The 24,976-nt window shown below is 74.6% G+C and carries 28 protein-coding genes; 13 read left to right on the top strand and 15 right to left on the bottom strand.

Features of this window, described 5'->3' with window-relative positions:
* Positions 1–52: 52 nt before the first annotated feature.
* From ACJTNH_RS04860 to ACJTNH_RS04870, 3 genes are all read left to right on the top strand, one after another.
* A complete protein-coding gene (locus tag ACJTNH_RS04860; protein WP_458173169.1) occupies positions 53–2,116 on the top strand; it encodes a hydantoinase/oxoprolinase family protein in 2,064 nt (687 codons plus the stop codon).
* The gene (locus ACJTNH_RS04865) at positions 2,113–4,005 is read left to right on the top strand and encodes a hydantoinase B/oxoprolinase family protein (protein WP_458173171.1); all 1,893 of its coding nucleotides are present in this window, start codon (positions 2,113–2,115) and stop codon (positions 4,003–4,005) included. Before ACJTNH_RS04860 ends, ACJTNH_RS04865 begins: the two co-directional genes overlap by 4 nt.
* 130 nt (positions 4,006–4,135) lie before the next feature.
* Positions 4,136–4,279, top strand: coding sequence for a hypothetical protein (locus ACJTNH_RS04870; RefSeq protein WP_458173173.1), 144 nt, complete (start codon positions 4,136–4,138; stop codon positions 4,277–4,279).
* Between the two features lie 3 nt (positions 4,280–4,282).
* Here ACJTNH_RS04870 and ACJTNH_RS04875 read toward each other — a convergent pair whose 3' ends face one another.
* The gene (locus ACJTNH_RS04875) at positions 4,283–4,762 is read right to left on the bottom strand and encodes a DnaJ family domain-containing protein (RefSeq protein ID WP_458173175.1); all 480 of its coding nucleotides are present in this window, start codon (positions 4,760–4,762) and stop codon (positions 4,283–4,285) included.
* Positions 4,763–4,804: 42 nt separating this feature from the next.
* On the opposite strand from ACJTNH_RS04875, the gene ACJTNH_RS04880 reads away from it, so the two are divergent.
* Positions 4,805–5,332, top strand: a complete 528-nt coding sequence (locus ACJTNH_RS04880) for an NUDIX domain-containing protein (protein ID WP_458173177.1) — start codon at positions 4,805–4,807, stop codon at positions 5,330–5,332.
* Positions 5,333–5,382: 50 nt separating this feature from the next.
* Positions 5,383–5,778, top strand: coding sequence for an STAS domain-containing protein (locus ACJTNH_RS04885; RefSeq protein WP_458173179.1), 396 nt, complete (start codon positions 5,383–5,385; stop codon positions 5,776–5,778).
* A gap of 27 nt (positions 5,779–5,805) precedes the next feature.
* On the opposite strand, the gene ACJTNH_RS04890 is transcribed toward ACJTNH_RS04885, so the two are convergent.
* The 3 genes from ACJTNH_RS04890 to ACJTNH_RS04900 form a co-directional block, all read right to left on the bottom strand.
* Positions 5,806–6,342 (bottom strand): MarR family winged helix-turn-helix transcriptional regulator, encoded by a 537-nt coding sequence (locus ACJTNH_RS04890; RefSeq protein ID WP_458173181.1) that lies wholly within the window; start codon positions 6,340–6,342, stop codon positions 5,806–5,808.
* Complete coding sequence (locus ACJTNH_RS04895) at positions 6,339–7,205, bottom strand: SDR family oxidoreductase (RefSeq protein ID WP_458173183.1); 867 nt, start codon at positions 7,203–7,205, stop codon at positions 6,339–6,341. The genes ACJTNH_RS04890 and ACJTNH_RS04895 overlap by 4 nt, the downstream gene beginning before the upstream one ends.
* Before the next feature lie 64 nt (positions 7,206–7,269).
* A complete protein-coding gene (locus tag ACJTNH_RS04900; RefSeq protein WP_458173185.1) occupies positions 7,270–8,409 on the bottom strand; it encodes an anti-sigma factor RsbA family regulatory protein in 1,140 nt (379 codons plus the stop codon).
* Between the two features lie 215 nt (positions 8,410–8,624).
* Here ACJTNH_RS04900 and ACJTNH_RS04905 point away from each other — a divergent pair, with 215 nt between their 5' ends.
* Together ACJTNH_RS04905 and ACJTNH_RS04910 are read left to right on the top strand one after the other, a co-directional pair.
* Entirely contained in the window at positions 8,625–9,359 is a 735-nt protein-coding gene (locus tag ACJTNH_RS04905; RefSeq protein WP_458173187.1) for a GAF domain-containing protein, read from the top strand.
* 52 nt (positions 9,360–9,411) lie between these two features.
* On the top strand, positions 9,412–9,897 hold the full coding sequence (locus tag ACJTNH_RS04910; protein ID WP_458173189.1) for a phosphoribosyltransferase: 486 nt from the start codon (positions 9,412–9,414) through the stop codon (positions 9,895–9,897).
* A 67-nt stretch (positions 9,898–9,964) separates the two neighbouring features.
* Here the strand turns inward: ACJTNH_RS04910 and ACJTNH_RS04915 are convergent, their stop codons facing one another.
* A complete protein-coding gene (locus ACJTNH_RS04915) occupies positions 9,965–11,086 on the bottom strand; it encodes a class I SAM-dependent methyltransferase (protein WP_458173191.1) in 1,122 nt (373 codons plus the stop codon).
* A gap of 154 nt (positions 11,087–11,240) precedes the next feature.
* On the opposite strand from ACJTNH_RS04915, the gene ACJTNH_RS04920 reads away from it, so the two are divergent.
* Positions 11,241–12,845: a methyl-accepting chemotaxis protein gene (locus tag ACJTNH_RS04920; RefSeq protein WP_458173193.1), complete on the top strand. Its 1,605-nt coding sequence runs from the start codon at positions 11,241–11,243 to the stop codon at positions 12,843–12,845.
* Here ACJTNH_RS04920 and ACJTNH_RS04925 read toward each other — a convergent pair.
* Both ACJTNH_RS04925 and msrA read right to left on the bottom strand, forming a co-directional pair.
* Positions 12,839–13,768, bottom strand: coding sequence for a haloalkane dehalogenase (locus ACJTNH_RS04925; protein ID WP_458173195.1), 930 nt, complete (start codon positions 13,766–13,768; stop codon positions 12,839–12,841). The genes ACJTNH_RS04920 and ACJTNH_RS04925 overlap by 7 nt on opposite strands.
* Before the next feature lie 57 nt (positions 13,769–13,825).
* The gene (gene msrA, locus ACJTNH_RS04930; RefSeq protein WP_458173197.1) at positions 13,826–14,305 is read right to left on the bottom strand and encodes a peptide-methionine (S)-S-oxide reductase MsrA; all 480 of its coding nucleotides are present in this window, start codon (positions 14,303–14,305) and stop codon (positions 13,826–13,828) included.
* 250 nt (positions 14,306–14,555) lie between these two features.
* Between msrA and ACJTNH_RS04935 the strand changes: the two genes are divergently transcribed.
* The 3 genes from ACJTNH_RS04935 (at position 14,556) to ACJTNH_RS04945 (ending at position 16,787) form a co-directional block, all read left to right on the top strand.
* Positions 14,556–15,578, top strand: coding sequence for an NADP-dependent oxidoreductase (locus ACJTNH_RS04935; protein WP_458173199.1), 1,023 nt, complete (start codon positions 14,556–14,558; stop codon positions 15,576–15,578).
* Positions 15,579–15,841: 263 nt separating this feature from the next.
* On the top strand, positions 15,842–16,042 hold the full coding sequence (locus ACJTNH_RS04940; protein WP_458173201.1) for a hypothetical protein: 201 nt from the start codon (positions 15,842–15,844) through the stop codon (positions 16,040–16,042).
* A 16-nt stretch (positions 16,043–16,058) separates the two neighbouring features.
* Positions 16,059–16,787 carry an alpha/beta fold hydrolase gene (locus ACJTNH_RS04945; RefSeq protein WP_458173203.1) on the top strand — a complete coding sequence of 243 codons (729 nt, stop codon included), beginning with the start codon at positions 16,059–16,061 and terminating at the stop codon, positions 16,785–16,787.
* A 13-nt stretch (positions 16,788–16,800) separates the two neighbouring features.
* Here ACJTNH_RS04945 and ACJTNH_RS04950 read toward each other — a convergent pair whose 3' ends face one another.
* Complete coding sequence (locus ACJTNH_RS04950) at positions 16,801–17,859, bottom strand: 1-aminocyclopropane-1-carboxylate deaminase (protein WP_458173205.1); 1,059 nt, start codon at positions 17,857–17,859, stop codon at positions 16,801–16,803.
* Entirely contained in the window at positions 17,849–18,505 is a 657-nt protein-coding gene (locus tag ACJTNH_RS04955) for a GntR family transcriptional regulator (protein WP_458173207.1), read from the bottom strand. Before ACJTNH_RS04955 ends, ACJTNH_RS04950 begins: the two co-directional genes overlap by 11 nt.
* 108 nt (positions 18,506–18,613) lie before the next feature.
* Here ACJTNH_RS04955 and ACJTNH_RS04960 point away from each other — a divergent pair, with 108 nt between their 5' ends.
* Complete coding sequence (locus tag ACJTNH_RS04960; RefSeq protein WP_458173209.1) at positions 18,614–19,054, top strand: rhodanese-like domain-containing protein; 441 nt, start codon at positions 18,614–18,616, stop codon at positions 19,052–19,054.
* Between the two features lie 3 nt (positions 19,055–19,057).
* Here ACJTNH_RS04960 and ACJTNH_RS04965 read toward each other — a convergent pair whose 3' ends face one another.
* The gene (locus tag ACJTNH_RS04965; RefSeq protein ID WP_458173211.1) at positions 19,058–19,411 is read right to left on the bottom strand and encodes a winged helix-turn-helix transcriptional regulator; all 354 of its coding nucleotides are present in this window, start codon (positions 19,409–19,411) and stop codon (positions 19,058–19,060) included.
* 124 nt (positions 19,412–19,535) lie between these two features.
* Between ACJTNH_RS04965 and ACJTNH_RS04970 the strand changes: the two genes are divergently transcribed.
* Positions 19,536–20,189, top strand: coding sequence for an FMN-dependent NADH-azoreductase (locus ACJTNH_RS04970; protein ID WP_458173213.1), 654 nt, complete (start codon positions 19,536–19,538; stop codon positions 20,187–20,189).
* Between the two features lie 18 nt (positions 20,190–20,207).
* On the opposite strand, the gene ACJTNH_RS04975 is transcribed toward ACJTNH_RS04970, so the two are convergent.
* The 5 genes from ACJTNH_RS04975 to ACJTNH_RS04995 are packed head-to-tail and all read right to left on the bottom strand — an operon-like array spanning position 20,208 to position 24,795.
* Positions 20,208–20,759: a GNAT family N-acetyltransferase gene (locus ACJTNH_RS04975; protein ID WP_458173215.1), complete on the bottom strand. Its 552-nt coding sequence runs from the start codon at positions 20,757–20,759 to the stop codon at positions 20,208–20,210.
* A complete protein-coding gene (locus tag ACJTNH_RS04980) occupies positions 20,756–21,496 on the bottom strand; it encodes a GntR family transcriptional regulator (RefSeq protein ID WP_458173217.1) in 741 nt (246 codons plus the stop codon). The genes ACJTNH_RS04975 and ACJTNH_RS04980 overlap by 4 nt, the downstream gene beginning before the upstream one ends.
* A gap of 25 nt (positions 21,497–21,521) precedes the next feature.
* Positions 21,522–22,319, bottom strand: a complete 798-nt coding sequence (gene nagB, locus ACJTNH_RS04985) for a glucosamine-6-phosphate deaminase (protein WP_458173219.1) — start codon at positions 22,317–22,319, stop codon at positions 21,522–21,524.
* A gap of 2 nt (positions 22,320–22,321) precedes the next feature.
* Positions 22,322–23,476, bottom strand: a complete 1,155-nt coding sequence (locus ACJTNH_RS04990) for an N-acetylglucosamine-6-phosphate deacetylase (protein ID WP_458173221.1) — start codon at positions 23,474–23,476, stop codon at positions 22,322–22,324.
* A 17-nt stretch (positions 23,477–23,493) separates the two neighbouring features.
* On the bottom strand, positions 23,494–24,795 hold the full coding sequence (locus ACJTNH_RS04995; RefSeq protein WP_458173223.1) for a PTS transporter subunit EIIC: 1,302 nt from the start codon (positions 24,793–24,795) through the stop codon (positions 23,494–23,496).
* Positions 24,796–24,976: the final 181 nt, after the last annotated feature.

Genomic DNA, 24,976 nt, shown 5'->3' on the forward strand with positions numbered 1-24,976 from the left:
GTTCATCGGCGACCTTCCCGAGTCGGGTATCTCAGCACTAAGGTTTCTCGGCATGAGCGCTCGGCGGGTCCGCATCGGCATCGACACCGGGGGCACGTTCACCGACGTCGTCGCCGTCGACGAGGAGACCGGCGAGGTCGCCACGACGAAGACGCCGTCCACCCCGGCCGACCCGGCCGACGGCTTCCTCGCCGGGGTGCGCAAGGTGCTGGGGCAGCTGGGCCTCGACGGGTCGTCGGTCACCGCGGTCAGCCACGGGACGACGGTGGCCACCAACCAGCTGCTCGAGGGCAAGCTCGACCGGATCGGGTTCATCACCACCGAGGGCTACGCGTCGGTGCTGGAGATCGCCCGGCAGTCGGTGCCCGACGGCTACGGCAACAGCTACTTCTGGGTCAAGCCGCCGCGGATCGTGCCGGCCGACCTGGTCCGCACCGTGGGCGGCCGGCTGGACGTCGCCGGCGCCGAGGTGCGGCCCTTCTCCCGCGAGGACGCCGTCGCGGCCGCCCGGTTCTTCCGGGACGCCGGGATCACCACGATCGGCGTCTGCTTCCTGCACGCCTACGCGAACGACGCCCACGAGCGGGCGATGCTCGACGTGCTCCACGTGGAACATCCCGACGCCGTCGTCTCGATCAGCTCCCAGGTGCTGCGCGAGTACCGCGAGTACGAGCGGTCGGTGACCACCCTGGTCGACGCCGCCGTGAAGCCGAAGGTCGGCGCCTACGTCACCAACATCCGCCGCCGCCTCGACGAGATCGCCCCCGACGTGCCCTTCTACGTGATGAAGAGCAACGGCGGCGTGCTGAGCGCCGCCGAGGTGGTGCACCAGCCGATCACCACGATGCTCTCCGGCCCCGCCGCCGGCGCCCTGGGTGCCGCACTGATCGCCGGCACCGCGGGCTTCGACCGGGTGCTCACCTGCGACGGCGGCGGCACGTCCACCGACGTCACCGTGGTGATCGACGGCGAGCCGACGCTGACCACCGAGGGCTCGGTCGGCGACTACCCGTCCAAGATCCCGATGATCGACGTGGTCACGGTCGGCGCGGGCGGCGGCTCGATCGCCTGGCTGTCGCCGGAGGGCACGCTCAAGGTCGGCCCGAAGTCGGCCGGCGCCGACCCGGGGCCGATCTGCTACGCAGGAGGCGGCGAGCAGCCCACGGTCACCGACGCGCACGTCGTCCTCGGCCGGATCCCCCCGCACCTGCTGGGCGGCGAGATCCCGCTGTCGGTCGACGCCGCCCGGGCCGGCCTCGAGCGGCTCGGCGGGGAGCTGGGCCTGACCGTGGAGGCGCTGGCCAGCGGCATCCTGGAGATCTCGGCGTGGAACCAGGCCAACGCGCTGCGCCAGGTCACCGTCGCCCGCGGCCTCGACGTCCGTGACTTCACCCTGACCACCTTCGGTGGCTCCGGCTCGCTGCTGGCCTGCCGGCTGATGGACGTGCTGGGCCTCCCCCGCACCCTGGTACCGCCGAACCCGGGCAACGTCAGCGCCTTCGGGCTGCTCACCGTCGACGTCCGCAACGACTACGTGCAGACCATGGTCGCCCGGCACGCCGACGTCTCCCCCGCGACGCTGGCCGCTGCCTTCGCCGACCTCGAGGGGCAGGCCGAGGTCGCCCTGGACGGCGAGGGCTTCGCGCGCAGCGAGCAGCGGATGCAGCGCACCGCCGACCTGCGCTACGTGGGCCAGGCGTTCGAGGTGCGGGTGCCGGTCGGTGACGGCGAGCTGGACGGCGCGGCGATCGACGCCGTGGCCACCGCCTTCCACGCGGCGCACCACCAGCTGTACGGCTACGACTTCGCCGCCGACCCCCGCCAGGCGGTGGAGTGGGTGAACCTGCGGGTCAGCGGGATCGGGCCGATCCGGCGTCCGGAGATCGTCGAGCCGGCGCCGTCCGGCCGCGACGCCCGGCGCGGCTCCCGCCCGGTCTTCTTCGACGAGTGGGTCGAGGCACCGCTGTTCTGGCGACCCGACCTCTCCCCCGGTGACGTCGTCACCGGCCCGGCGATCGTCGAGGAGTTCGGCTCCACCGTCCCGGTGCACCCCGGCTTCTCCGCCACCGTCGACCGCTTCGGCAACCTGCTGCTCACGAAGGAGCCCACCCGATGAGCACCCACCAGGGCCAGAGTCGCGACTTCGGCCCCTCCACGGCCGACCCGGTGCTCGTCGAGATCGTGGCCGGCACGCTGGCCGCGATCGAGCGGGAGGTGGAGACGTCGATCGGGCGCACCTCCCGCTCGCCGATGATCCGTGACGCGCACGACTTCCGGGCCGGCATCCACGACCGGCGGCTGCGCAAGCTCACCGGCCGCTCGTACTCCGCGCTGGTGCAGCCGGTGGTGCGCGACCACCCGATCGACACGATGGCCCCTGGCGACGTCTTCTTCCACAACGACGTCTACCTCTCCGAGGGCGGGATCGGCCACCTGCCCGACCTGTGCGTCACGGTGCCGGTGTTCGCAGCCGGCCCGGACGGCGAGCCGACGGTGGTCGCCTTCATCCAGGCGTTCGGCCACCACGACGACATCGGCGGCGCGGTGCCCGGCTCGATGCCGTCGGCGGCCACCAGCGTGTTCGAAGAGGGCCTGATGGTCCCCCCGATCAAGCTCTGGGACCGCGGCGTCCGCAACGACGCCGCACTGACGATCATGACCCGCAACTCGCGGATGCCCGACTCGCTCGCCGCCGACCTGGACGCCGAGTGCTCGGCCTGCCTGGCGGGCGCGCGGCGACTGGGCGAGCTGTTCGACCGGTACGGCGTCGCGGCGGTGGAGGCCTGCTTCGAGGCTGTCCTGAGCAGCTCGACCGAGGTGTACCGGCGGGAGATCCTGTCCCAGATCCCCGACGGCACCTACGTCTGGGAGGACTACGCCGAGCACGACGGCGTCGACGCCCCGCAGCTGCACCGGCAGCGGATCACGCTGACCATGGACTCGTCGAAGGACGTCCCGCTGGTCATCGACTTCACCGGCACCGGGCCGCAGGCCAAGGGCCCGATCAACCACTGCGGCGACTACGCCGACGGCAACTTCCTGAAGAAGTGGCTGGCGCCGATCCTGCGCAACCTGGCCGAGTCACCCGAGCGGATGGCGCAGCTGGACGTCAACGAGGGCGTCGTCCCGTTGATCGAGATGCGGTTCCCGGAGAAGGGCACGCTGCTCACCCCGATCTTCCCGGCGCCCACCAACGCCCGGACCTTCGTGATCCTGCGGCTGCTCGGCGTCCTGGCCGGCGTCCTGGCCAAGGCCACCGGCGGCCGGATGCCGGCCGACCAGGAGACGATCCGCTACACCGGCGTCTACGGCACCGACGCGAACGGCGAGCCGTACCTGATGCGCGAGGTGCTCGGCGGTGGCTCCGGTGGCCGGTACTACGCCGACGGGGAGGACACCATCCACGTCGTCCCGGACTCCCGGAACCTGCCGACCGAGTTCACCGAGTCCCGCTTCCCGCTGCGGATCGAGCGGCTCGCACTGGCGATGGACTCCGGCGGCCCGGGCCGGTACCGCGGGGGCTGCGGCTACGAGAAGGACATCCGGGTGCTGCGCGACGCGCACTTCATGTCCATCGCCGACCGCTCGATCCTGTCCTGCTGGGGCGTGAAGGGCGGCAAGGCCGGGCGGCCGTTCTCGATCACCGTCGACCCGGGCGGGCCCGACGAGCACGAGGTCGACGCGCTGGCCGACGCCGAGCCGCTGAAGGCCGGCACCGTGGTGCGGGTGCGGACGACGGGCGGTGGCGGCTGGGGCGACCCGCTGGACCGGCCGGTCGACGAGGTGCTGCGCGACATCGCCTGGCACAAGGTCAGCGTCGCCGGCGCCCGGGACGACTACGGCGTGGTCGTGCGGGACGACGGGACGGCGGACGACGCCGCGACCGCGGCGCTGCGGGCGTCGATGCGCGCCGGGCGCCCGGACGTCGAGCCGTTCTTCGACCGCGGCCCGGGCTACGCGCTGCTGTCCGGCGGGGCCGCGTTCAACGAGTTCGACCTGCTCTGATGGAGGGCCCTGCCGCCTCCCACCACTTGCACGCTCGTGGCGGGCCCCTGCAGCGGGGCCGGTACTCGTGCACCGGAGCGCGAGCGCGGGAAGTGGCTGCGCCCGCCCGGCCAGGGCAGGCTCGGCCGTGATGAGCGAGAACGAGCACGAGACCGACGGCCCGAACCTGCACCCCGGCCAGTACGACGAGGGCGGCACGGGCGGCATGGCCACCCGTGAGCTGCAGGCCCGGCACGCCGCCGACGACGACGAGGGGCCGGACGAGCAGGACTGACGGTCAGGCCGCCCGCCGCCGGAGCCACCGGCGGCGGGGAGGGGCCAGGGCAGGCGCCACCGGCTCGGGGACGACGGCCGGGCGGGTGCGCCGCCACTCGGCGACCACCTCCTCGACGTCGGGCATGCCGACCGGCACCCACGGCCCCTCGACCGGCCGGCGGTAGTACTGGTCGACCCGGGCGACGTGCGCCTCGACCACTGCGCGGGCCAGCTCCTCGGTGGGCTGGCGGGCGACCCGGGCGGGCAGCTCCTCACGTTCCTTGCGCAGCGCCAGCCCGGTGGGCAGCATCGCGGCGACGTCGGCCTCTTCCCGCTTCGCCCACTCCAGCGCCCACTCGTAGCTGCTCTTCTCCCGGTCCCGCCGGGGCAGCGGCTTGCCCGCGCCGGCCAGGCCCTCCAGGTCGCCCCGCTCCCGGGCCTGCACGATCTGGTGCTCGACCCAGCTCTCGAAGGTCATCCCCTCGGGCTTGCGTTCCGTCATCGGCGTCCTCCTCCGCACGCGCCGTCTGCCAGTCTCTGCCCCATGCGGACGACGAGCACCCGTGAGGTCTACCGGAACCCCTGGATCCGGCTGCGCGAGGACGCGATCGAGCTGGACGACGGGTCGCCGGGCATCTACTCGGTGGTGGAACGCCCCGACTTCGGCCTGGTCATCCCCGCCGCGGAGGACGGGTTCTGGCTGGTCGAGCAGTACCGCCACCCGCTGGGCCGGCGCTCGTGGGAGTTCCCGCAGGGCACCTGGCCAGCCGGTGCGGGCGGGTCGGCGGAGGAGCTGGCCCGCGCCGAGCTCGCCGAGGAGACCGGGCTGCGGGCCGGCACGTTGCGCCACCTCGGGCACCTGGACCTCGCCCCCGGCCTGGCGACCCAGGAGTTCGACGTGTGGCTGGCCACCGACCTGACCGCCGGCCCCACCGCCCGGGAGGCCTCCGAGGCGGACATGGTGAGCGCCTTCGTGTCCGAGGCCGAGCTGCGGGCGATGGTGGGTGACGGCCGGTTCACCGACGGGCCGTCACTGGCTGCGCTCAGCCTGCTGCTGCTCGAGCGGAGCTGAGGGCGGCGCACCCAGGAGTGAACGGGCCCACATCCGGGAAGGGGACCGGCATGGACGAACCCGATCACAGCGCCGAGGTCACGGTCACCGCCCAGGACGACACGTCCGCGGCGATCGAGCTCGTCGGCGAGCTGACCGAGGACGCCCGTCGTCCGCTGGTGCGCGTGATGACCGACCTGATGCTCGGCACCCCCCAGCTGCGCCAGGTGCGCCTGGACACCTGCGGGGTCACCTTCATGAACTCGGCCGGCATGTCGTCCCTGGTCCAGGTGCAGAAGATGGCCGAGCCGCGCGGCATCGAGCTGACCTTGACGGTGCAGAGCGACGCGGTGGCCCGGCCGCTGCAGCTGTCGGGCCTGTGGCGTCGGTTCACCATCCTCGACCGCCGCGAGGGCCACCCGGAGGACGTGCACGAGGGCATGCCGCCCGGCCACGAGCACCGCTGACACCGCCCAGGGGCGGGACCGGGGCCGTCAGCTCGGGTCGGGGGTACCGCCGGGCACCCGGCCCAGGGAGACGAGCCAGCGGCGCAGCAGCCCGGCCAGCTGTTCCCGTTCTTCTGCGGAGAGCCCGGCCAGCATGCCGTGCTCGGTGTCGAGGTGGTCGGGCAGCGCGGTGTCGAGCGCCGTCCGGCCGGCGTCGGTGAGGGTGACCACGACGGCCCGCCCGTCGGCGTCGCTGCGTCCGCGGGTGATCAGGCCCTTCTCCTCGAGCCGGTCCAGCCGCTGGGTGATCGCCCCGGAGGTGACCAGCGCGGTGCGCATCAGCGCGGTGGGCGTCAGCTGGTAGGGCGCCCCGGCCCGGCGCAGCGCCGCGAGCACGTCGAAGGACGGCGCGTCGAGGCCGTGCCGGGCGAAGGTCGCCCGCTGGGCGAGGAAGACCTCGCGCTGCAGCTGGCTGACCCGGCCGATCACGCCCATCGGCGAGCAGTCCAGGTCCGGCCGTTCCCGGGCCCACTGGGCGAGGATCACGTCCATCGCGTCGCCGGTGGACACCGCCTGCTCGCTCACGCCGGCGCCCCGGGGGAAGGCACCCCGAGGTGGCCGAGGTCGAGGTCGGCCAGGTGCTCGGCGAAGGTGCGGGGCGGCCGGCCGAGCAGGTCGGTGAGCACCCGGGGGCTGCCGGTGAACCCGTGCGCGCGGTAGTGGTCGAACATGGTGCGCCGGCAGCGGCCGGCGAAGGACGTGGGCACCTCCCCACCGGGGATGACGTCGTCGGCCTCCACCGGCTCGCCCAGCCGGGCGGCGATCCGCTCGGCGATGTCCGGGGCGGTGAGCGCCTCGGGCCCGGCGGCCTCGAAGGTGCCGGCGTCCAGCCCGTCCTCGGTCAGCAGCACCGCGGCGGCCTCGGCGACGTCGCGCAGGTCGACCAGTGACTGCGCCGTCCGCAGGCCCCAGAAGCTGCGCAGCACCCCGCTGGCGTGCACCGCCTCCAGCTGGGTGTCGATGTTCTCCGCGTAGGCGCAGGGCTGCAGCACCCGCCACGACCGCAGGCCGCTGGCGTCCAGCGCCTCCTCGGCCTGGTCCTTGGCGGCGTGGTGCGGCATCACCCGCAGCTGCGGGCGGAGCACGGAGTGGTAGACCAGCCGCGGCAGCCCGGCCCGGCGGGCCTCGGCGAACAGGGCAGGTGCCCCCTCGGCCTCGTCGGGGTCGAAGTTGGGCCAGATCAGGTACATCGCGTCGGCGCCGGCGAACACCGTCGACCACGCCATCGGCTGGGTCAGCTCGGCGACGACCACCTCGGCGCCGAGGTCGGTCAGCTCCGGGCGGGGGCCCCGCCGGGAGACCACGGCCCGCACCTGCTCACCGCGCGCCCGCAGCGCCCGCACGACGGCCGCGCCCGTCTGCCCTCCGGCCGCCGTCACCACGATCACACCGGACACCTTAGGTCTGAGAGACCGATCCGGGTCGGCTCCGTGCCCGTTCCGGGTGAGCCGCTCAGCGCAGCGGCGAGCTCAACCGGACGGTGAAGCCCTGCGCGTCGTGCAGCAGGTCGACGTGGTCCCACAGCTTGCGGGCCAGCCACAGCCCCATCCCGCCACGGGAGAGGTCGTCGCCGTGCGCGGGCCGGAAGCCGGCCAGCGGGTCGGCCAGCCCACGACCGCCGTCGGTGATCGTGCAGACCACCCGGTCGGCCGAGGCCCACACCCGCGCCGACACCGGCGGGGTGCCGTGCCGGAAGGCGTTGGCGGCGATCTCGCTGACCGCCAGGTGCAGGTCCTCCCGCTGGTCACGGTCGTGGACCTGGCCGGCGAGCGCTGCGGCCAGCTGGTGGCGCAGGTCGGCGAGTGCGGTGGCGCCGTCGACGGCGAAGACCGGCGGGCCGGCCTCCATCGGCTCCCGTGGCAGCGGCAGCTCCCGCAGGAAGCGCCCCGGGCGCTGGTACTCCAGGTTCGGCGTGACCACCCCACCCCGCAGCAGCTGCGGGTGCGTGCGGCGGACGGTGTGGAGCACGTCGTCCGGGAGCCGGGAGGCGTCGTAGCAGCACAGCGCGTCGAGGGGCAGCCCACCGATCACCACGTTGACCGCGGCCTCGTAGCGCGCGCCCTCCCGCCAGTCGCGGGGGGCCTCGCCCACGGGGGGCTGGCCGAAGAGCCGCATCCGGCCGGTGCGGGCCCGCTCCGCCTGCTCCAGGAGGGCGCGGGTGGCGCTGACGGCGTCGGGGGCGCGGACGCCCCGCATCGAGACGCGGGGGTCGCTGACCAGCGCGTCCCCCGCGCCGCGGAGCTCGGCGCGCAGCAGGTCGGTCGTCTCGGGGTCGCAGGCCAGCACGGTCAGGTCACCGGAGCGCAGCCCGTCCTCCAGGTAGGGGACGGCGACGGCGAGCAGCTCGTCGGTCGACTGCACCAGGACGGCGGTGTGGCCGTGGCCGTCGCTCGCCTCCGTCCGGAGAGCCGGCCCGCCGGCATCCTCCCGGGCGCGCTGCGACGAGCGCGTGGGATGAGCTCCGAGCAGGGACACAGGACCTCGCGGGGGACGGTGGGACGCGGAACTGGTGGCATTCTCAAACACCCGTCCCCACTCTCGGCAACCGGGCTCCCGATCCTGACCCCCACGATCGGGTGAACCACGTCGCATCAGGACGCTGGGCAGCCGCCCGAGTGCGCGACGTCAGCACGCCGGGCGCGTCACCGCCGTCCCGCCACCGTGCCCGATCGCCGACCCGGGCGGCCCGGGTGCCGGCTCAGCGCCCGGCAGGTGTGGGACGGCGTCCTCCCGGGGTAGCGGGCCGGGGCGCACCCAGCGGCCCAGTCCCGGCCGGGCCCCGGGGGTGCGCGCCCCGAGAGGGAGGCATGGACCTGACGCAGCAGTTCACCGCCCGCGTCACCGCCGCCGAGGTGGAGCTGCCCGGCCCCGAGTTGCTGCCACAGCGACTGGCGCGCGCGTGCGCCGACCTGCTCCCGGTCGCCGGGGCGGGGTTGAGCGTCTACTTCGCCGCCGACCGCCGGCTGCCGCTGGGCGGCAGCGACCCGGTGGCGAGCACCACGGAGCGGCTGCAGTTCACCGTCGGCGAGGGCCCCTGCCTCAGCGCGCACGACGACCGGAAGCCGGTGCTCGCCGACGAGGACGAGCTCCGCGCCCGCTGGCCGGTGTTCCACGACGCCGTGGTCGCGCGAACCCCCTACCGCGGGGTCATCTCGCTGCCGCTGCACGGCGCGCTGCAGGACGTGGGCGCCCTCGACCTGTACGTGCAGCCGCCCGGCTCGGTGCGGGACCTGGGCCTGGCCGACGCCCTGGCGGTCACCACCGCCCTCAGCGACACGTTCGCCGCCGCGATGGCCGCCGAGGTGCGCAGCGACTCCGGGCCGCCCTGGCTGGACGCCCCGGCCGCCGGCCGTCGGGCGCAGGTGTGGCAGGCGATCGGCTTCGTCAGCGTCGGCCTGGAGCTGGACAGCTCCGACGCCCTGGGGCTGCTGCGGGCGCATGCCTACGGGGCCGACCGCGAGCTGGACGACGTGGCCGCCGACGTGCTGGAACGGCGGCTGACCCTGGCCGAGCTGTCCGGGTCCTCCAGTTCTCGTCGATGAGGTGCACGCCACGTCGCCCGCCCCCCCCCCCCCGACCTGCGACGATCCGCGGGTGAGCGAGCCCGAGCGCGAGACGCTGACCTACGAGGACTTCGGCCGGGCTGCCCGGGAGCTGGCGCAGCAGGTGGCCGACAGCGGGTTCGAGCCCGACATCATCCTGTCCATCGCGCGCGGCGGGCTGTTCCTCGGCGGGGCCCTGGGCTACGCGCTGGACGTGAAGAACCTCTTCGTGATGAACGTCGAGTTCTACACCGGTGTCGACGAGCGACTCGAGCTGCCGGTCGTGCTGCCGCCGACGCTCGACGTCGTCGACCTGACCGGCGCACGGGTGCTCATCGCCGACGACGTCGCCGACACCGGCAAGACCCTCGAGCTGGTCGAGGAGTTCTGCGCCGGGCACGTCACCGAGGTGCGGACGGCGGTGGTCTACGAGAAGCCGCGGTCGCTGGTCCGCTGCGACTACGTCTGGAAGCGCACCGACGCCTGGGTCGACTTCCCCTGGTCGACCCTCCCGCCGGTGGTCTCCCGCGGCGGTTGACGGACCCCCTCTCCCCCCACCACTCGCACGCTCGCGGCGGGCCTCTGAGAGGGGGCCGGCAGGGCCGTCAGCGGCGGGTGCTGGCGGTGATGGTGAACGTGGGGTCGCGGGTCACCTGACGGGTGGGGCCGACGACCCGGCGCAGCGCGTCCCGGTGCGGCAGGTGGCTGTTGTAGACGCACCACAGCTCCCCGCCCGGCCGCAGCACCCGCGCGGCCGCGGTGAACAGCCGCTCCGCCGCCGCGGCGTGCACGGCGGCGCCCAGGTGGAACGGCGGGTTGCAGACGACCAGGTCGACGCTGCCGTCGGCAACGCTGCTCGCCGCGTCGTCCCGCGTGACGGTGATCCGGCCGGTGAGCCCGTTGGCGGCGACGGTCGCCTCGGCCGATGCGCAGGCCGCGGCCGACTGGTCCGAGGCCGTCACCGCCAGATCCGGGCGGGCGGCGGCGAGCGCGACCGCCAGCACACCGGTGCCGCAGCCGAGGTCCAGCGCCGTCCGGGCGTCCGGGACGGCGCCGGGCAGCACCGCGAGCAACGCCCGGGTGCCCCGGTCGACCTTGGCGCCGGCGAAGGCCGCGCCGTGCGCGCAGACGGTGAGCCCCAGGTCGGCGTGCTCCCGGCACACCGGGAAGGACGACGCCCCCGGTCGCGGGCGGCGGGCGACCAGCAGGCGGGACTTCTGCCGGCCCCGGGTGGCGTGCACCTCGGCGAACGACTCCCCCAGCACGTCGTTCATCGCGTGCGTCATGTGCTTAACCCGGCCGCCGACGACGAGGGTGACGTCGGGGTCGGCGTCCGCGGCGACCACCTCGGCCAGCTCGCGCAGCGCGTCCAGCCCCTTGGGCGCCTGCGCCAGCACCACCCGGGCGCCGCGCACCAGCTCCGGGCCCAGCGGCAGCGAGCGGTAGCCGCCGGCGTGCCCGGTGCGCTCGGCGTTGGCGGCCAGCGCCAGCTCACCGACCCGCAGGTCCTGGTGCACCCGGGGCCGCACCGCGCCGTGCAGCGCGATCGCACCCAGGGTGAGCGCGCCGTGCGAGTCGTCCAGCACCACCACGGCGTCCGGGTGCCGCCTGATCAGCTCGGCGGCCTCGTCCAGCAGCAGCCGGTCGGTGGCGTCGACGGCCACCAGCTCCGGGGCGTCGACGTCCGGGTCGCGGCGGAGCTGGGCGAACAGTTCGTCGGGGGCCACGCCGTCCACTGTGCCGGGCGGTCCGGACGACCCCGACACCGACCCGTTCGCCTGATCGGGTGATCTCGTTCCGGAAAGGCACCCCGGGTGCCGATGTGCCTGGTGCCGGTCGTGGCCCCACGGACGGCGGAGCACCGCCCCCCGGGAGACCCCCATGCCCCGCACCCCGCGCCTGCCCGGCGCACAGTGGTTCGCCGACCGCCCCGTGCGGATCAAGGTGCTGGCCTCCACGGCCGCCGCCGGCGTCGTCGCCGCCGTGATCGGCGGCCTCGGCCTGACCGCGCTCGCCGACTCGGCCGCCACCAGCGAGGCCATCTACGCCGACAACGTCCTCAGCATCGAGGAGATCGGCCTGATGATCGACGACGTCGAGCAGATCCGGCTGGCCATCGGTGCGGCGACCGCCGTCGACACCCACGCCCCGCCGCTGTCCGACGTCCACACCCTGGTCGCCGACTACCAGCACCAGGTGGACGCCTACGCGGTGAACCACCCGTCCGGGCACGAGCACGACCTGGTCGTCGAGGCGACCGACGACCTGGCCCGGATCGACACGCTGACCAGCACCGTGCTGATGCCGGCCGCATCGGCGGGCGTGACCACCGCGGTGCCCGCGGGCGCCGAGGAGGTGGAGCCGCTGCTCACCGAGGTGATCGAGGACCTCGACGAGCTGCGCGCCATCGACACCCGGGAGGCGGCGGCCGCGGCGGCCAGCGCCCAGGCCTCCTACGAGCACCACCGCACCATCGCCCTCGTCGTGCTGGGCGTCGGGCTGGCGGTCGCGGCGGGCATCGGCCTGCTGGTCGCCTCGGTCATCACCCGGGGCATCCGGTCGGTGCAGTACGTGGCCGAGGGGCTGGCGCAGGGCGACCTGACCCGCAGCACCGGCTTGACCAGCAAGGACGAGCTCGGCCGGATGAGCGCCGCGCTGGACGAGGCGACCGGCGCGATGCGCGGCGTGATGGCCGAGGTCGGCTCCTCCGCCGACGCGGTCGCCGCCGCCGCCGAGGAGCTCTCCGCGTCGGCGGCCCAGATCGCCTCCTCCGCCGAGGAGACCAGCGTGCAGTCACAGGTGGTGAGCGCCGCCGCCGAGGAGGTGTCGCGCAGCATCAGCACCGTCTCCGCCGGCGCGGAGGAGATGGGCGCCTCGATCCAGGAGATCTCGCTGAGCGCGAACGCCGCGGCCGGCGTCGCCGCCCAGGCGGTGGCCCAGGCCCAGGAGGCGACCGCGACCGTCACCGCCCTCGGTGAGTCCAGCCGCGAGGTGACCGCCGTGGTCAAGCTGATCACCTCGATCGCCGAGCAGACCAACCTGCTGGCCCTCAACGCCACCATCGAGGCCGCGCGGGCCGGCGAGGCCGGCAAGGGCTTCGCGGTCGTGGCCGGCGAGGTCAAGGAGCTGGCCGAGCAGACCGCCCGCGCCACGGAGGAGATCACCCGGCGGGTGGCGGCGATCCAGGCCGACTCCTCCGGCGCCGTCACCGCCATCGACCGGATCAGCGGCGTGATCGGGCAGATCAGCGACCACCAGACGACGATCGCCAGCGCGGTCGAGGAGCAGACCGCGACCACCGCCGAGATGGCCCGGTCGGTCACCGAGGCCGCCGGCGGGTCGAACGAGATCGCCGCGAACATCACCGGCGTCTCGCAGGCCGCTGACGCGACCACCCAGGCACTGACCCAGACGACGACGGCGGTGGCCGAGCTGTCCCGGATGGCGACCGGCCTGCGCGCCTCGGTGGGCCGGTTCAGCTACTGACGCGTCGCGGGGTGGCGGCGACCAGGTCGGCGACGACCTGCGCGAGCTGCGGGCCGACGTCCTCCTGGAGGAAGTGCCCGCCGCCGGCCAGCGTGGTGTGCGGCAGGCCTTGGGCACCGGGCACCGGGCACCAGTTTCCGGAACACCGCGTCGCCGCCGCCGGTGATCGGGTCGGAGTCGGAGAACGCGGTCAGGAACGGCTTGTCCCAGGTGCGCAGCACCGCCCAGGCGGCCCGGTTCGCCTCCGCGGCCGGGTCGTCGGGGCGGGTGGGCACCAGCGACGGGAAGACCCGCGCCCCGGCCTTGTACCGGTCCTCGGGGAACGGCGCGTCGTAGGCCGCGATCGCCTCCGGCGCCAGATCGGTCTCGGTGCCGTTGGAGACGATCCGGCCCACCTGCATGCTGGTCATCCCCGCGGCGGCGCGCTGCCAGGCCAGGAACGCCTCGCTCATCGGGCGGTCACCGGTGGGCAGGCCGGTGTTCGCGGCCACCACCCGGGCGAACCGGTCGGGGTGCTCGGCGACCAGGCGCAGGCCGATCAGCCCACCCCAGTCCTGGCAGACCAGGGTCAGGTCGGTGAGCCCCAGCTCGTCGAACAGCGCCTGCCGCATCCAGCCGACGTGCCGGGCGTAGGTGTAGTCGGTCAGCTCGGTGGGCTTGTCGCTGCGCCCGAACCCGACCAGGTCGGGGACGACGACGCGCAGCCCGGCCGCGGTGAGCCCCGGGATCATCCGGCGGTACAGGAACGACCACGACGGCTCGCCGTGCAGCAGGAGCACCGTCTCGCCGTCGTCCGGGCCCTCGACCAGGACGGCGACCCGCAGCCGCCCGCCGTCCCCGTCGTCCACCTCGACGTAGCGGGGCTCGTAGGGGAACTCCGGCAGGTCGGTGAACCGGCTCTCGGGTGTGCGCAGTGCGTCCATCGCAGGCCTCCTCGACTGGTGGGCGTCGCCCGACCGTATCGAGGAGGCCAGCTGGGCCTAGACCCCCGGCAGGCCGACCGGGCAGGCGACGCCGGTGGAGTTCACCGGGCAGTAGCCGCCGGGCACCTTGTACAGGTACTGCTGGTGGTAGGCCTCGGCGTGGAAGAAGTCGCCGAGCGGGGCGATCTCGGTGGTGATCTCGCCGTACCCGGCCGCCGTCAGCCGCTCCTGGAACAGGTCGCGGCTGACCTTCGCCGCCGCCTCCTGCTCCGGGCCCTGCGTGTAGATCGCCGAGCGGTACTGGGTGCCGATGTCGTTGCCCTGGCGCATGCCCTGGGTCGGGTCGTGCTCCTCCCAGAACTCCTTCAGCAGCCGGTCGTAGGAGATGACCGCCGGGTCGAAGACGACCAGCACGGCTTCGGTGTGCCCGGTGCGCGCCGAGCAGACCTCCTCGTACGTCGGGTTCGGGGTGTACCCGCCGGCGTAGCCCGCGGCGGTCGACCACACGCCCGGGGTCTCCCAGAACACCTTCTCCACGCCCCAGAAGCAGCCGGCGCCGAAGACGGCGGTCTGCAGCCCCTCGGGGAAGGGCGGGGAGATGCGGTTGCCGGTGACCGCGTGCAGCTCCGGGATGCCGGGGAGCGGCTCGCACGGCCGGTCAGGGCGTCGTCCGCGGTGACCAGCCGGGTCTTGGCGCGGGAGAAGAACATGCCTCCGATGGTATGGCCGGCGTCTGACGCCCGACCCCGGACTCGTGCGGCCGGAGGCACAGGCGCACCCTCGGGGGATGCCCATCCAGACCCGCGAGTGGCAGCTGATCCGACGTCCGCAGGGCGAGCCGGTGCCCGAGGACTTCCGTCTCGTGACGCAGGAGCGGCCCGACCCGGCACCCGGTGAGGTCGTCGTGCGCACCATCGCGATGTCGGTCGACCCGTACATGCGCGGCCGGATGAGCGCGACCAAGTCCTACGCGCCCAGCTGGGAGCTCGGCGAGACCATGCAGGGCGGCACCGTCGGGCAGGTGGTGGCCTCCCGGTCGGACGACGTCCCCGAGGGCGCACTGGTGCTGCACGGCCTCGGCTGGCGGGACGTCGCCGTCGTCCCGGCCGCGCACGTCTCGGTGGTCGACCCGCTGCCCGGCCTGCCGCTGTCGCTGTACCTGGGCGTGCTCGGCATGCCGGGGCTCACCGCGTGGGCCGGGCTGTTCCGGCTGGCCTCCTTCCGGGAGGGGGACGCCGTGTTCGTCAGCGGCGCGGCCGGCGCGGTGGGCAGCCTGGTCGGCCAGTTCGCCCGGCTGCGCGGGGCGTCCCGGGTGGTGGGCAGCGCCGGGACGCCGGAGAAGGTGCGCTGGCTGCGCGAGGAGCTGGGTTTCGACGCGGCGTTCGACTACCACGACGGGCCGGTCGCCGACCTGCTCGCCGCCGCCGCGCCCGAGGGGATCGACGTCTTCTTCGACAACGTCGGCGGGGAGCACCTGGAGGCGGCGATCGGGGCGTTCCGGACGTACGGCCGGGCCGCGCTGTGCGGGTCGATCTCCGGGTACAACGCGACCACGGCGCCGCCCGGGCCCCGCAACCTCGGGCAGATCGTGGGCAAGCGGCTGACCGTGCGCGGCTTCATCGTCGGCGACCACGCGGACCTGCGCCCGGAGTTCGTCACCGCGGTGTCGGGGTGGCTGCGGGACGGGTCGGTCGTCGCCCGCGAGACGGTGGTCGAGGGGCTGGACTCCGCGGTGGAGGCGTTCCGGTCGCTGCTCAGCGGCGGCAACACCGGGAAGATGGTCGTCCGCCTGGCCCCCGACCCCAGCTGATCGGGTGATCACCACGGCCCCACCGGGGCCTCGTCGGGATCGAGACCCCGCTGGACCCGAGGTGATCACCTCGGGCTGCGGGCTGGTGGTGATCCCGGGCGCACCGGGGCCTCCCGGGCACCGACACCCCGCTGGACCCGAGGTGATCACCACGGGCTCAGGGCTGCCACCGGTCCGGCGAGACCGCCCTCAGCCCGGGGTGATCATGTGGGGGCGGGCCGGGGCCCGGTTGGCGGTCGGCGGATCAGGGCAGACTCGGGCCCATGTGGCTCTTCCTCACCCGCCGTTTCCGCATGTGGGTCATCCTGACCGTCCTCGCGCCGCTGGCCGTGAAGGTGCTGCGCCGCCTCGGCCGGACGCTGGAGCAGCGCAACGGCCCCTCCGCGGTCAGCAACGGCCTGCTCAAGGCCGGCGACCTCGGCGAGCGGGCGCAGCGGAGGCTGGGCGGCAAGCGCCGCCGCTGACGACCGGGACGACGACGTGACCACCCCCGACACCCCGGACGCCGCCCGACCCGACCCGCGCTCGCCCGCCCTCGAGCAGCTGCCCGCGGTCGGTGAGACCCGCGGCATCGCGCTGTTCTGCCACGGCGGCACCGTCGCCAGCGTCGACCCGCCCAAGGAGCGCGCGCTCTCGCTGGTGCGGATGCGGGCGTTCCAGTCGTTCGTGCACCGGAGCACCGCCGACCGCGGGATCGCCACCGCACTGCTCCGCTACCGGGTGGCCGGCTGGAACGGCGAGGCGGCGGACGCCTTCCAGGACGTCCGCTGGGCGATCGCGCAGCTGCGGGAGGAGCACGGCACCGACGTCCCGATCGTGCTGGTCGGGCACTCGATGGGCGGGCGGGCCGCACTGCGGGCCGGCGGGGAGCCCTCGGTGACCGCGGTCTGCGCGCTGGCCCCGTGGACCCCGCCCGGCGAGCCGGTGATGCACCTGGGCGGCCAGACCGTGGTGATCCTGCACGGCCGGGGCGACCGGTGGGTGCCGGCCCGGCTGTCGGCGGAGTTCGCCGTCCGCGCCCGCCGCGCGAAGGCCCGGGTGGCCCGGTTCACCATCGTCGGCGGGCACGGCATGGTGCGGCGGTCGCACCGCTGGCACGCCTTCGCCCGGGACGTCGTCCTCGCCGGCACCGGCCTCGAGCCGATGCCCGAGGCGATCGCCCACGCCCTCGCCCAGCCCAGCCCCGAGGGCCTCGCCGTCCCGCTCTGACGGCAGCCGCGGGTCAGGAGAAGAGCGCGCTGTAGCCGTTCAGGGCGGGCTGGCCGCCGAGGTGGGCGTAGAGCACGGTGGACGAACGGTCGATCTCCCCACGCCCGACCAGGTCGATCGTCGCGGCCATCGACTTCCCCTCGTAGACCGGGTCGGTGACCATGCCCTCGGTGCGGGCGGCCAGCTCCATCGCGGCGATCGTGGTCTCGTCCGGGATGCCGTAGACGCCGGCGTGGTAGCGCTCGTCGAGCTCCACGTCGTCCAGGGTCAGCTCCCGCTGCACGCCGATCGCGGCCGCCGTCCGCTGGGCGATCCGCAGCACCTGGTCGCGGGTCTCGGCCGGCTTGGCCGAGGCGTCGACGCCGAGCACCCGGCGCGGGCGGGCGCCCTGCTCCTCCAGCTGGGCGAAGCCGGCGATCATGCCGGCCTGGGTGGAGCCGGTGACCGAGCAGACGACGACGGTGTCGAAGAAGACGCCGAGCTCGGCCTCCTGCGCCGCCACCTCGTGCGCCCAGTTGGCGAAGCCGTGCCCACCGAGCGGGTGGTCCGAGGCGCCCGCCGGGATCGGGTACGGCTTGCCGCCGCGCTCGGTGATCTCGCGGAGCGCGGTCTCCCAGCTCTCCTTGAAGCCGATGCCGAACCCGGCCTTCACCAGCCGGACGTCGGCCCCGGCCAGCCGCGAGATCAGGATGTTGCCGACCTTGTCGTAGACCGCGTCGGGCCAGTCGACCCAGCTCTCCTGCACCAGCACGCACTGCAGCCCGAGGTGCGCGGCGACGGCGGCGACCTGCCGGGTGTGGTTGCTCTGCACCCCGCCGATCGAGACCAGCGTGTCGCAGCCCTGGGCCAGCGCGTCGGCCACCAGGTACTCGAGCTTGCGGGTCTTGTTGCCGCCGTAGGCGATCCCGGAGTTCACGTCCTCCCGCTTGGCCCACACCGCGGCGCCGCCCAGGTGCCGGGTCAGCCGGTCGAGGCGGTGCACCGGCGAGGGGCCGAACAGCAGCGGGTGACGCGGGAAGTCAGCCAGGGTCGTCGCCCTCGGGGTGGTGGGCGGGGCCAGGTCAGGGGCCATCGGGGGTCTCCTCCAGTTCGGACAGCAGCGCCGTCCAGATGTCGGTGGTGGTGGTGACGGCGGCAGTGACGTCCCCGGCCGCGCAGGCGGCGATCAGCCGGTCGTGCAGGACGACGGACTCGCGGCCGTGCGCGGCGGCGAACCGCTGCCGCTCCAGCCGGCGGACCGCCGGGGTGAAGCGGTCGATGGTGGCCCGCACGGCACCGTTGCCGCAGCGGTCGACCAGCACGTCGTGCAGGTCGTCGTCGGCGCCCAGCGCGCCGCCGACGTCCCCGCGGTCGACGGCTGCGGCGAACCGCTGGTTGGCGGCCCGCATCGCGGCCACGTCGTCGGCGGTCACCAGCGGAACGGCCTCGCCCGCGGCCAGCTCGTGCATCGCCCGGACGACGACGGCGGCGTCCCGGACCTGCCGGAGCACCAGCGGGGTGACCCGGGTGTGGCTCTGCGGCTTGGCCTCGACCAGGCCCTCGTCGGCCAGCCGGGACAGCGCGGCCCGCACCGGGGCGACGGAGAGGCCGAGCCGCCCGGCGAGCTCGACGTCCTTGATCACCGCACCGGGGGCGAGGTCGCCGACGACGATCGCGGTACGGATGCGGTCGGCCGCCTGGTCACGCAGCAGCACCCGGGGCACGGGCCGCATCTCCATGGCTGACATCTGACATGTCAGTTGCCGTCGCGTCAAGGGCCGGATCGCCGCGATGGTCGGCAGTCCGGCGCCTGTCGGCCCGGGCCCACCGCCGCCAGCATCGTCGGCATGGACTGGACGACCCCGCCCGCCGACGCCGCTGCCCACTTCGCCCGGCGACTCGCCGTGGAGACCGACGTCTCCGACGTGCACGCGGCCCTCGAGTCCGGCCGCCCGGGCTTCGTGCTGCTGGACAGCCGCAGCGCCGAGTCGTGGGACCAGGGGCACGTGCCCGGCGCGGTCCACCTGCCCGGCCGGGAGATCGCCGACCGGGCGGCCGCCGTGCTCGACCCCGGCGTCCCGGTGGTCACCTACTGCTGGGGGCCGGGCTGCAACGGCGCCACCCGGGCCGCGCTGGCGCTGGCCTGGCTCGGCCACCCGGTGCGGGAGATGATCGGCGGCTTCGAGTACTGGGCGCGCGAGGGCCTGCCGGTGCAGACGGCGGCCGGCGTCACCCGTCCGGCGGTCGACCCGCTCACCGCCCCGGCCGGGGTCAGCTGCGGCTGCTGATCCTCAGTGCCGGCCGGCGCACGACTGCACGGGGAGGCTCTCCCGGGCCCAGGTGGTCAGCTGCTCGAGCACCGGCTTCAGTGACCGGCCCGCGTCGGTCAGCTGGTAGCTCACGGCCACCGGCGGACCCTCGTCGACGGTGCGCTGGACCAGGCCGGCCGCCGCCAGCTCGGTCAGCCGGTCGGAGAGCACCGAGTCGCTGATCCCACCCACGGCCCGGCGGAGCCCGGTGAACGTCGCCGGCCCGCCGGCGAGGACGCCGATGATCAGCCCGTTCCAGCGCTTGCCGAGGAAGCCGAACGCGCGCGCCAGCGCGTCGTCACACGCCTCCGGCGTGTGCACCAGGTCCTCGGCCATCCGGTCATCGTAGGACCGCCGACCCTCGTGCTCCTCGATTCGAAGTGCTAGCTTTCCCGAAGTGCTAGCAATCAGCTAGCTACTAGCCAGTCAGCTAGCTACTAGCTCTGAGGGAGTGAAAGCCATGTCGCTGTTCCGTCTGGACGCCAGCATCCGGGTCGAGGGGTCGGCCAGCCGCGAGATCGCCGACATCGTCGAGCGCGAGTGGCGGGCCGAGAACCCCGACGCCCCGGTCACCCGCCGGCACGTCGGCACCGAGCCGCTGCCGGCCGGCGCGTGGGGCGCTGCCGTCGCCGGCTCCTACCTCCCGGCCGAGCAGCGGACGCAGGAGCAGGCCGATGCCCTGGCCCTCGCGGCGACGCTGACCGACGAGCTCATCGACGCAGAGGCGCTGCTGTTCGCCGTCCCGCTCTACAACTTCGGCGTCTCCCAGCACGTCAAGGCCTGGGTCGACCTGGTCATCACCGACCCGCGGATGGGGCCGCGGGCCGAGCCGCCGCTGGCGGGCAAGCCGGCCGTGCTCGCGGTGGTGCGCGGCGGCAACTACAGCGCGGGCACCCCGCGCGAGGGCTGGGACCACGCCACCTCCTGGCTGCGGCGCATCCTGGCCGACGTCTGGCAGCTGGACCTGCGGGTGGTCGAGCGCGACTTCACCCTGGTCGGGGTGAACCCGGCGCTGGACTCCTTCACCGAGATGGCCGCCCAGCTCAAGGCCACCGCCGAGCACGAGGCCGCCGAGCACGGCCGGCAGCTGAGCAGCGCCCGCGTCGCCGCCTGAGCCGCGCCCTCCCCCGGCTCAGCGCAGCGCCGGGGGCGGGTCGTCGGACAGCCGCGACCAGACGAACTCGTCGTGCTTCACGCCGTCCCCGTAGCGGTAGGACCGGCGCAACCTGCCCTCGCGGGTGAACCCGGCCTTCGCCGCCACGCGGCCCGACGCCTCGTTCTCCACCGCGTGGTAGAGCTCCACCCGGTCGATGCCCTCGGCGAAGGCCCAGCGGCAGACCGCATCGGCGGCCCGCACGGCCACGCCGCGCCCCCGGGCGGCCGGTGCGACCCAGTAGCCCAGCTGCGCATCGCCCTGCACGCGGTCGACCGAGTGCAGCGACACCGACCCGAGCAGCGCCCCCGGGGCGTCGGTCACCGCCCAGCTCGCCCGGTCACCGGCGCTCCAGTCGGCCAGCCGGGCGACCATCTCGCGCACCTCGTCCGGAGAACCGAAGCCGCGCGCGTTCCACTGCCGCAGCGCCGGGTCGGCGGCGAGCGCCCAGACCGCCGCCTGGTCATCGCTCCGCCACGGGCGCAGCACCAGCTCGTCCACGACCAGGGTGCAGGGCTGCGGGGTGCTCACCCCTGCCCCAGCTCGACGGTCATCGCCACCTCGTACCTGTCGCCGCGGTAGGTCGACCGGGCGTGCTCGACCGGCCGGCCCCCGCTGTAGGACACCCGGTCGAAGACCAGCACCGGCCGGGACGCCGCCAGCCCCAGCAGGACGGCGGACCCGCGGTCCACCTCCGCCGCCCGCACCGTCTGCTCGGCCCGGTCGATCGTGCAGCCGTACCGCTCGGCGAGCAAGGTGTAGAGCGAGCCGGTGAGGTCCGCCCCGTCCAGGTCCGGCACCACCGCGACCGGGTACCAGCCGTCGTCCACCGACATCGGCTGGTCGTCGGCCAGCCGCAGCCGGCGCACGTGCCAGGCCTGCTCGCCCGCCGCCAGCTCCAGCGCCTCCCGGGTCGCCGGCGGGGGCACCGCCCGGTCCACCGCCAGGACCACGGTGCCCGGCCGCAGGCCAAGCCGGCGCATGTCGGAGTGGAAGGAGGCCAGGTGCAGCCGGGAGCGGGCGGCCCGCTCCGCCACGAACGTGCCCTTGCCGCGCACCCGCACCAGCACGCCCTCGCTGACCAGCTGGCCGATCGCCTCCCGCACGGTGATCCGGCTGACCCCGTGCTCGATGCAGAGCTGGCGCTCCCCGGGCAGCGGGGCGCCGGCCGGCAACCGGGCGGCGAGCTCGGCCAGCCGGCCGCGCAGCTGCTCGTGCTTGGGCACCACGCCGTCCACGATCACGGCGGCAGCGCCCTCATCAGGCACGCCCTCCCCGGCCGGGTTCAGCGGGTCACCACCCCTGGGCGGTCAGCTTGTGGCTGAGGACGTACCGGTAGTAGTCGGCCCGGGCCAGCTGCGCGCCGGCGGCCTCGTCGACGACCAGGGTCACGTGCCGGTGCAGCTGCAGCACCGACGCCGGGCAGGACGCCGTCAGCGGCCCCTCCACGGCGGCGGCGATCGCGGCCGCCTTGGCCTCCCCCGTCGCCACCAGCACCAGGTGCTCGGCCCCGAGGATCGTGCCCAGCCCCTGGGTGATCACGTGCCGCGGCACCGCGTCGACGTCGTCGCCGAAGAACCGCGCGTTGTCCAGGCGGGTCCGCTCGGTGAGCGTCTTGACCCGGGTGCGGCTGGCCAGCGACGAGCCGGGCTCGTTGAACCCCAGGTGCCCGTTCGCGCCGATGCCCAGCACCTGCACCGCCACCGGCCCGGCGGCCAGCAGCCGCTCCTCGTAGTCGCGGGCGGCCTGCAGCGGGTCGGCCGCCGCACCGTCGGGGCCGTGCACTCCCGCCGGGTCCAGCCCGAGCTCGTCGGTCAGCTCGCGGCGGATCACCTCCCGGTAGCTCTCCGGGTGCCCGGCGGGCAGGCCCACGTACTCGTCGAGCAGGAACGCCTGCACGCCGTCGAAGGACAGCCCCTCCTCCCGGCGCCGGCGCAGCAGCTCCCGGTAGGCCAGCAGCGGCGAGGACCCGGTGGCCAGCCCCAGCACGACCGGCCCGCCCCGGCCCAGCGCGGTCAGCACCGACCCGGCGACGGCGTCGGCGACGACCCGCCCGCAGTCCTCGGCGGTGGGCAGCAGGACGACCTCCACGGTCAGCTCTCCTCTCGGTGCACCCACGCGCCGGCCCGCAGGACGGCGGTGGGGTTCAGTTCGGGGTCGGTGACGAGCACGTCGGCGCGCGCTCCGCGGGTCAGGTGCCCGACGTCGGTGCGGCCGAGCAGCCCGGCGGGGGTGCCGGTCGCGGCCAGGACGGCGTCGGCGAGCGGCACGCCGGCGGCCACGGTGGCCCGGACGACGTCCACCAGCCGGGCGGTGCCCCCGGCGATCGCACCCGAGCCCCCGGCCAGCCGGGCGCCGCCGTCGCGCACCGCGACCGGCAGCGACCCGAGGTGGTAGTCGCCGTCGGCCATGCCGGCGGCGGCCATCGCATCGGTGACCAGGGCGATCGCGCCCGGGCCGACCAGGTCGAAGACCGTGGCCACGGTGTCGGGCGCCAGGTGCACCCCGTCGCCGATCAGCTCGACCACCAGCTCGCCGCGCGCCGCGGCGGCCAGGCAGGCGGCGACCGGCCCGGGGGCGCGGGACAGCAGCGGCGGCATGCCGTTGAACAGGTGGGTGGCCGACAGCCGGCCACCGGGGGCCGCCGCCCGGACGGCGCCGGTGACCTCGGCAGCGGGAGCGTCGGTGTGGCCGAAGCTGGGCAGCGCCCCGTGTGCCCGCAGCAGGTCGACCAGCTCGGCCCGGTGCGCCGTCTCCGGGGCCAGGGTCATCGACACGACCGTCCCCCGGCCGAGGGCGAGCAGCTCGGCCAGCAGCGCCGGGTCGCCGGGGACCAGCGCGGCCGGGTCCTGGGCGCCACAGCGGGCGGCCGACAGGAACGGCCCCTCCAGGTGCACCCCGGCCAGCTCCCCGGCCTCGACCAGCGGGGTGAGCACGGCCAGCCGCTCGCGCAGCACCGCCGCCGGGGCGGACACCAGGCTGGCCACCAGCGTCGTCGTCCCGTGCGCCCGGTGGTGGGCGGCCGCGGCGCGCACGCCGGCGGCGTCCGCGTCGGGGAACCCGTGCCCGGCGGCCCCGTGGCAGTGCAGGTCGACCAGCCCCGGGAGCAGCAGCACCCCGGGCGCGGGCGCCGGCAGCTCGCCGGTCCAGGCGGACGCCGGGCCCGCGAACGCGACCCGGTCGCCGGCGACGGCGAGCACACCGTCGTCGACGACCGAGCCGCCGGTGACCAGCCGGCCCCGCAGCACGGGGCCCTCATCGTCGGTCAGGACTGCGGCCTCTCGTCGGTCGTGCTGGCCGGGGCCACCGTCTCCGGGGTGGCCGCCGGGGCGACGCCGGCGTCCGTGCTGCCCACCACGGCCTCGGCGTCCTCCTCGCGACCCGGGGTCTTGAGGTTCCACTTCCGGATCACGAACCGGAACAGCACGTAGTAGATCGCGGCGTAGACCAGGCCGATCGGGATCAGCCACAGCGGCTTGTCGGCCTGCCCGAAGTTCAACAGGTAGTCGATGGCGCCCGCGGAGAAGGTGAACCCGTCGTGGATGCCCAGTGCGTTGGTCAGCGCCAGCGAGGTGCCGGTGAGGACCGCGTGCACCACGTACAGCGGCCAGGCGACGAAGAGGAAGGAGAACTCCAGCGGCTCGGTGATGCCGGTGAGGAACGCGGTCAGCGCGGTCGACAGCATGATGCCGCCGACGACCTTCTTCTGCTCCGGGCGGGCCTCGTGCCAGATGGCGATCGCCGCGGCCGGCAGGGCGAACATCATGATCGGGAAGAAGCCGGTCATGAACGTGCCGGCGTCCGGGTCACCGGCGAAGAACCGGGTGATGTCGCCGTTGACGATGTCACCGGCGGCGTTCTCGAACGAGCCGAGCTGGAACCAGACGATCGTGTTGATGATGTGGTGCAGGCCCAGCGGGATGAGCAGCCGGTTGACCGTGCCGAAGACGCCGCCGCCGACGACGGTGTTGCCGTCCACGGCCTCGCCCAGCGTGGTCAGCACCGCGTCGAACGCGGAGTAGACGAACGACATGAGCACCGCCAGCACCATCATGCTGACCGCGGTGATGATCGGGACGAACCGCCGGCCACCGAAGAAGGCCAGGTAGGTGGGGAGCTTCACCCGGTAGAAGCGCTGCCACAGCATCGCGGTGAAGATGCCGACCAGGATGCCGCCGAGCACCCCGAAGTCGATCATCTCCTGTTCCTCGCCCTCGGCGGCGGCGCCCAGCACGATCGGGCTCATCGCCTCGAAGACGTTGGACAGCACCAGGTAGCCGACGACGGCGGCCAGCGCGGTCGAACCGTCGGCCTTCTTCGCCCAGCCGATCGCGATGCCGACGGCGAAGATCAGCGGCAGGTTGGCGAACAGGGCGTTGCCGGCCGCGGCGAGCACCGCGGCGACGTCCTCGAGCGCCGAGAACCGGCCGAGCAGGTCGTCCTGCCCCAGGCGCAGCAGCAGGCCGGCGGCGGGCAGGGCGGCGATCGGCAGCATCAGGCTGCGACCCAGCCGCTGCAGGCCGCCGAGACCGCGCAGTCCGGTCGGTGGGGCGTTGAGGAAGCTCATGTGCGGTCTCCAGGGGACGTGCGCGGGCTGGGGGCGGCGCGACTTGCTGGCGGGGCTGTTCGCCGGTCGTTCCCTCGGGCGTCGGGCAACCGGTACCGTCCGGTCATGACCAGCTGACCGGGGAGGATGGCGGGCGCGACACGGCCCTGTCAACACCCTGGACGCGAGCCCGGCGAGGCGC

The sequence above is a fragment of the Modestobacter lacusdianchii genome, assembly GCF_054177765.1.

Bases quoted from the DNA above. Each gene is read 5' to 3' on its own strand.
- ACJTNH_RS04860 (WP_458173169.1), top strand. From the start codon at position 53: ATGAGCGCTCGGCGGGTCCGCATCGGCATCGACACCGGGGGCACGTTC.
- ACJTNH_RS04865 (WP_458173171.1), top strand. From the start codon at position 2,113: ATGAGCACCCACCAGGGCCAGAGTCGCGACTTCGGCCCCTCCACGGCC.
- ACJTNH_RS04870 (WP_458173173.1), top strand. From the start codon at position 4,136: ATGAGCGAGAACGAGCACGAGACCGACGGCCCGAACCTGCACCCCGGC.
- ACJTNH_RS04875 (WP_458173175.1), bottom strand. From the start codon at position 4,762: ATGACGGAACGCAAGCCCGAGGGGATGACCTTCGAGAGCTGGGTCGAG.
- ACJTNH_RS04880 (WP_458173177.1), top strand. From the start codon at position 4,805: ATGCGGACGACGAGCACCCGTGAGGTCTACCGGAACCCCTGGATCCGG.
- ACJTNH_RS04885 (WP_458173179.1), top strand. From the start codon at position 5,383: ATGGACGAACCCGATCACAGCGCCGAGGTCACGGTCACCGCCCAGGAC.
- ACJTNH_RS04900 (WP_458173185.1), bottom strand. From the start codon at position 8,409: ATGCGACGTGGTTCACCCGATCGTGGGGGTCAGGATCGGGAGCCCGGT.
- ACJTNH_RS04905 (WP_458173187.1), top strand. From the start codon at position 8,625: ATGGACCTGACGCAGCAGTTCACCGCCCGCGTCACCGCCGCCGAGGTG.
- ACJTNH_RS04920 (WP_458173193.1), top strand. From the start codon at position 11,241: ATGCCCCGCACCCCGCGCCTGCCCGGCGCACAGTGGTTCGCCGACCGC.
- ACJTNH_RS04925 (WP_458173195.1), bottom strand. From the start codon at position 13,768: ATGGACGCACTGCGCACACCCGAGAGCCGGTTCACCGACCTGCCGGAG.
- ACJTNH_RS04935 (WP_458173199.1), top strand. From the start codon at position 14,556: ATGCCCATCCAGACCCGCGAGTGGCAGCTGATCCGACGTCCGCAGGGC.
- ACJTNH_RS04940 (WP_458173201.1), top strand. From the start codon at position 15,842: ATGTGGCTCTTCCTCACCCGCCGTTTCCGCATGTGGGTCATCCTGACC.
- ACJTNH_RS04950 (WP_458173205.1), bottom strand. From the start codon at position 17,859: ATGGCCCCTGACCTGGCCCCGCCCACCACCCCGAGGGCGACGACCCTG.
- ACJTNH_RS04955 (WP_458173207.1), bottom strand. From the start codon at position 18,505: ATGGAGATGCGGCCCGTGCCCCGGGTGCTGCTGCGTGACCAGGCGGCC.
- ACJTNH_RS04960 (WP_458173209.1), top strand. From the start codon at position 18,614: ATGGACTGGACGACCCCGCCCGCCGACGCCGCTGCCCACTTCGCCCGG.
- ACJTNH_RS04965 (WP_458173211.1), bottom strand. From the start codon at position 19,411: ATGGCCGAGGACCTGGTGCACACGCCGGAGGCGTGTGACGACGCGCTG.
- ACJTNH_RS04970 (WP_458173213.1), top strand. From the start codon at position 19,536: ATGTCGCTGTTCCGTCTGGACGCCAGCATCCGGGTCGAGGGGTCGGCC.
- ACJTNH_RS04995 (WP_458173223.1), bottom strand. From the start codon at position 24,795: ATGAGCTTCCTCAACGCCCCACCGACCGGACTGCGCGGTCTCGGCGGC.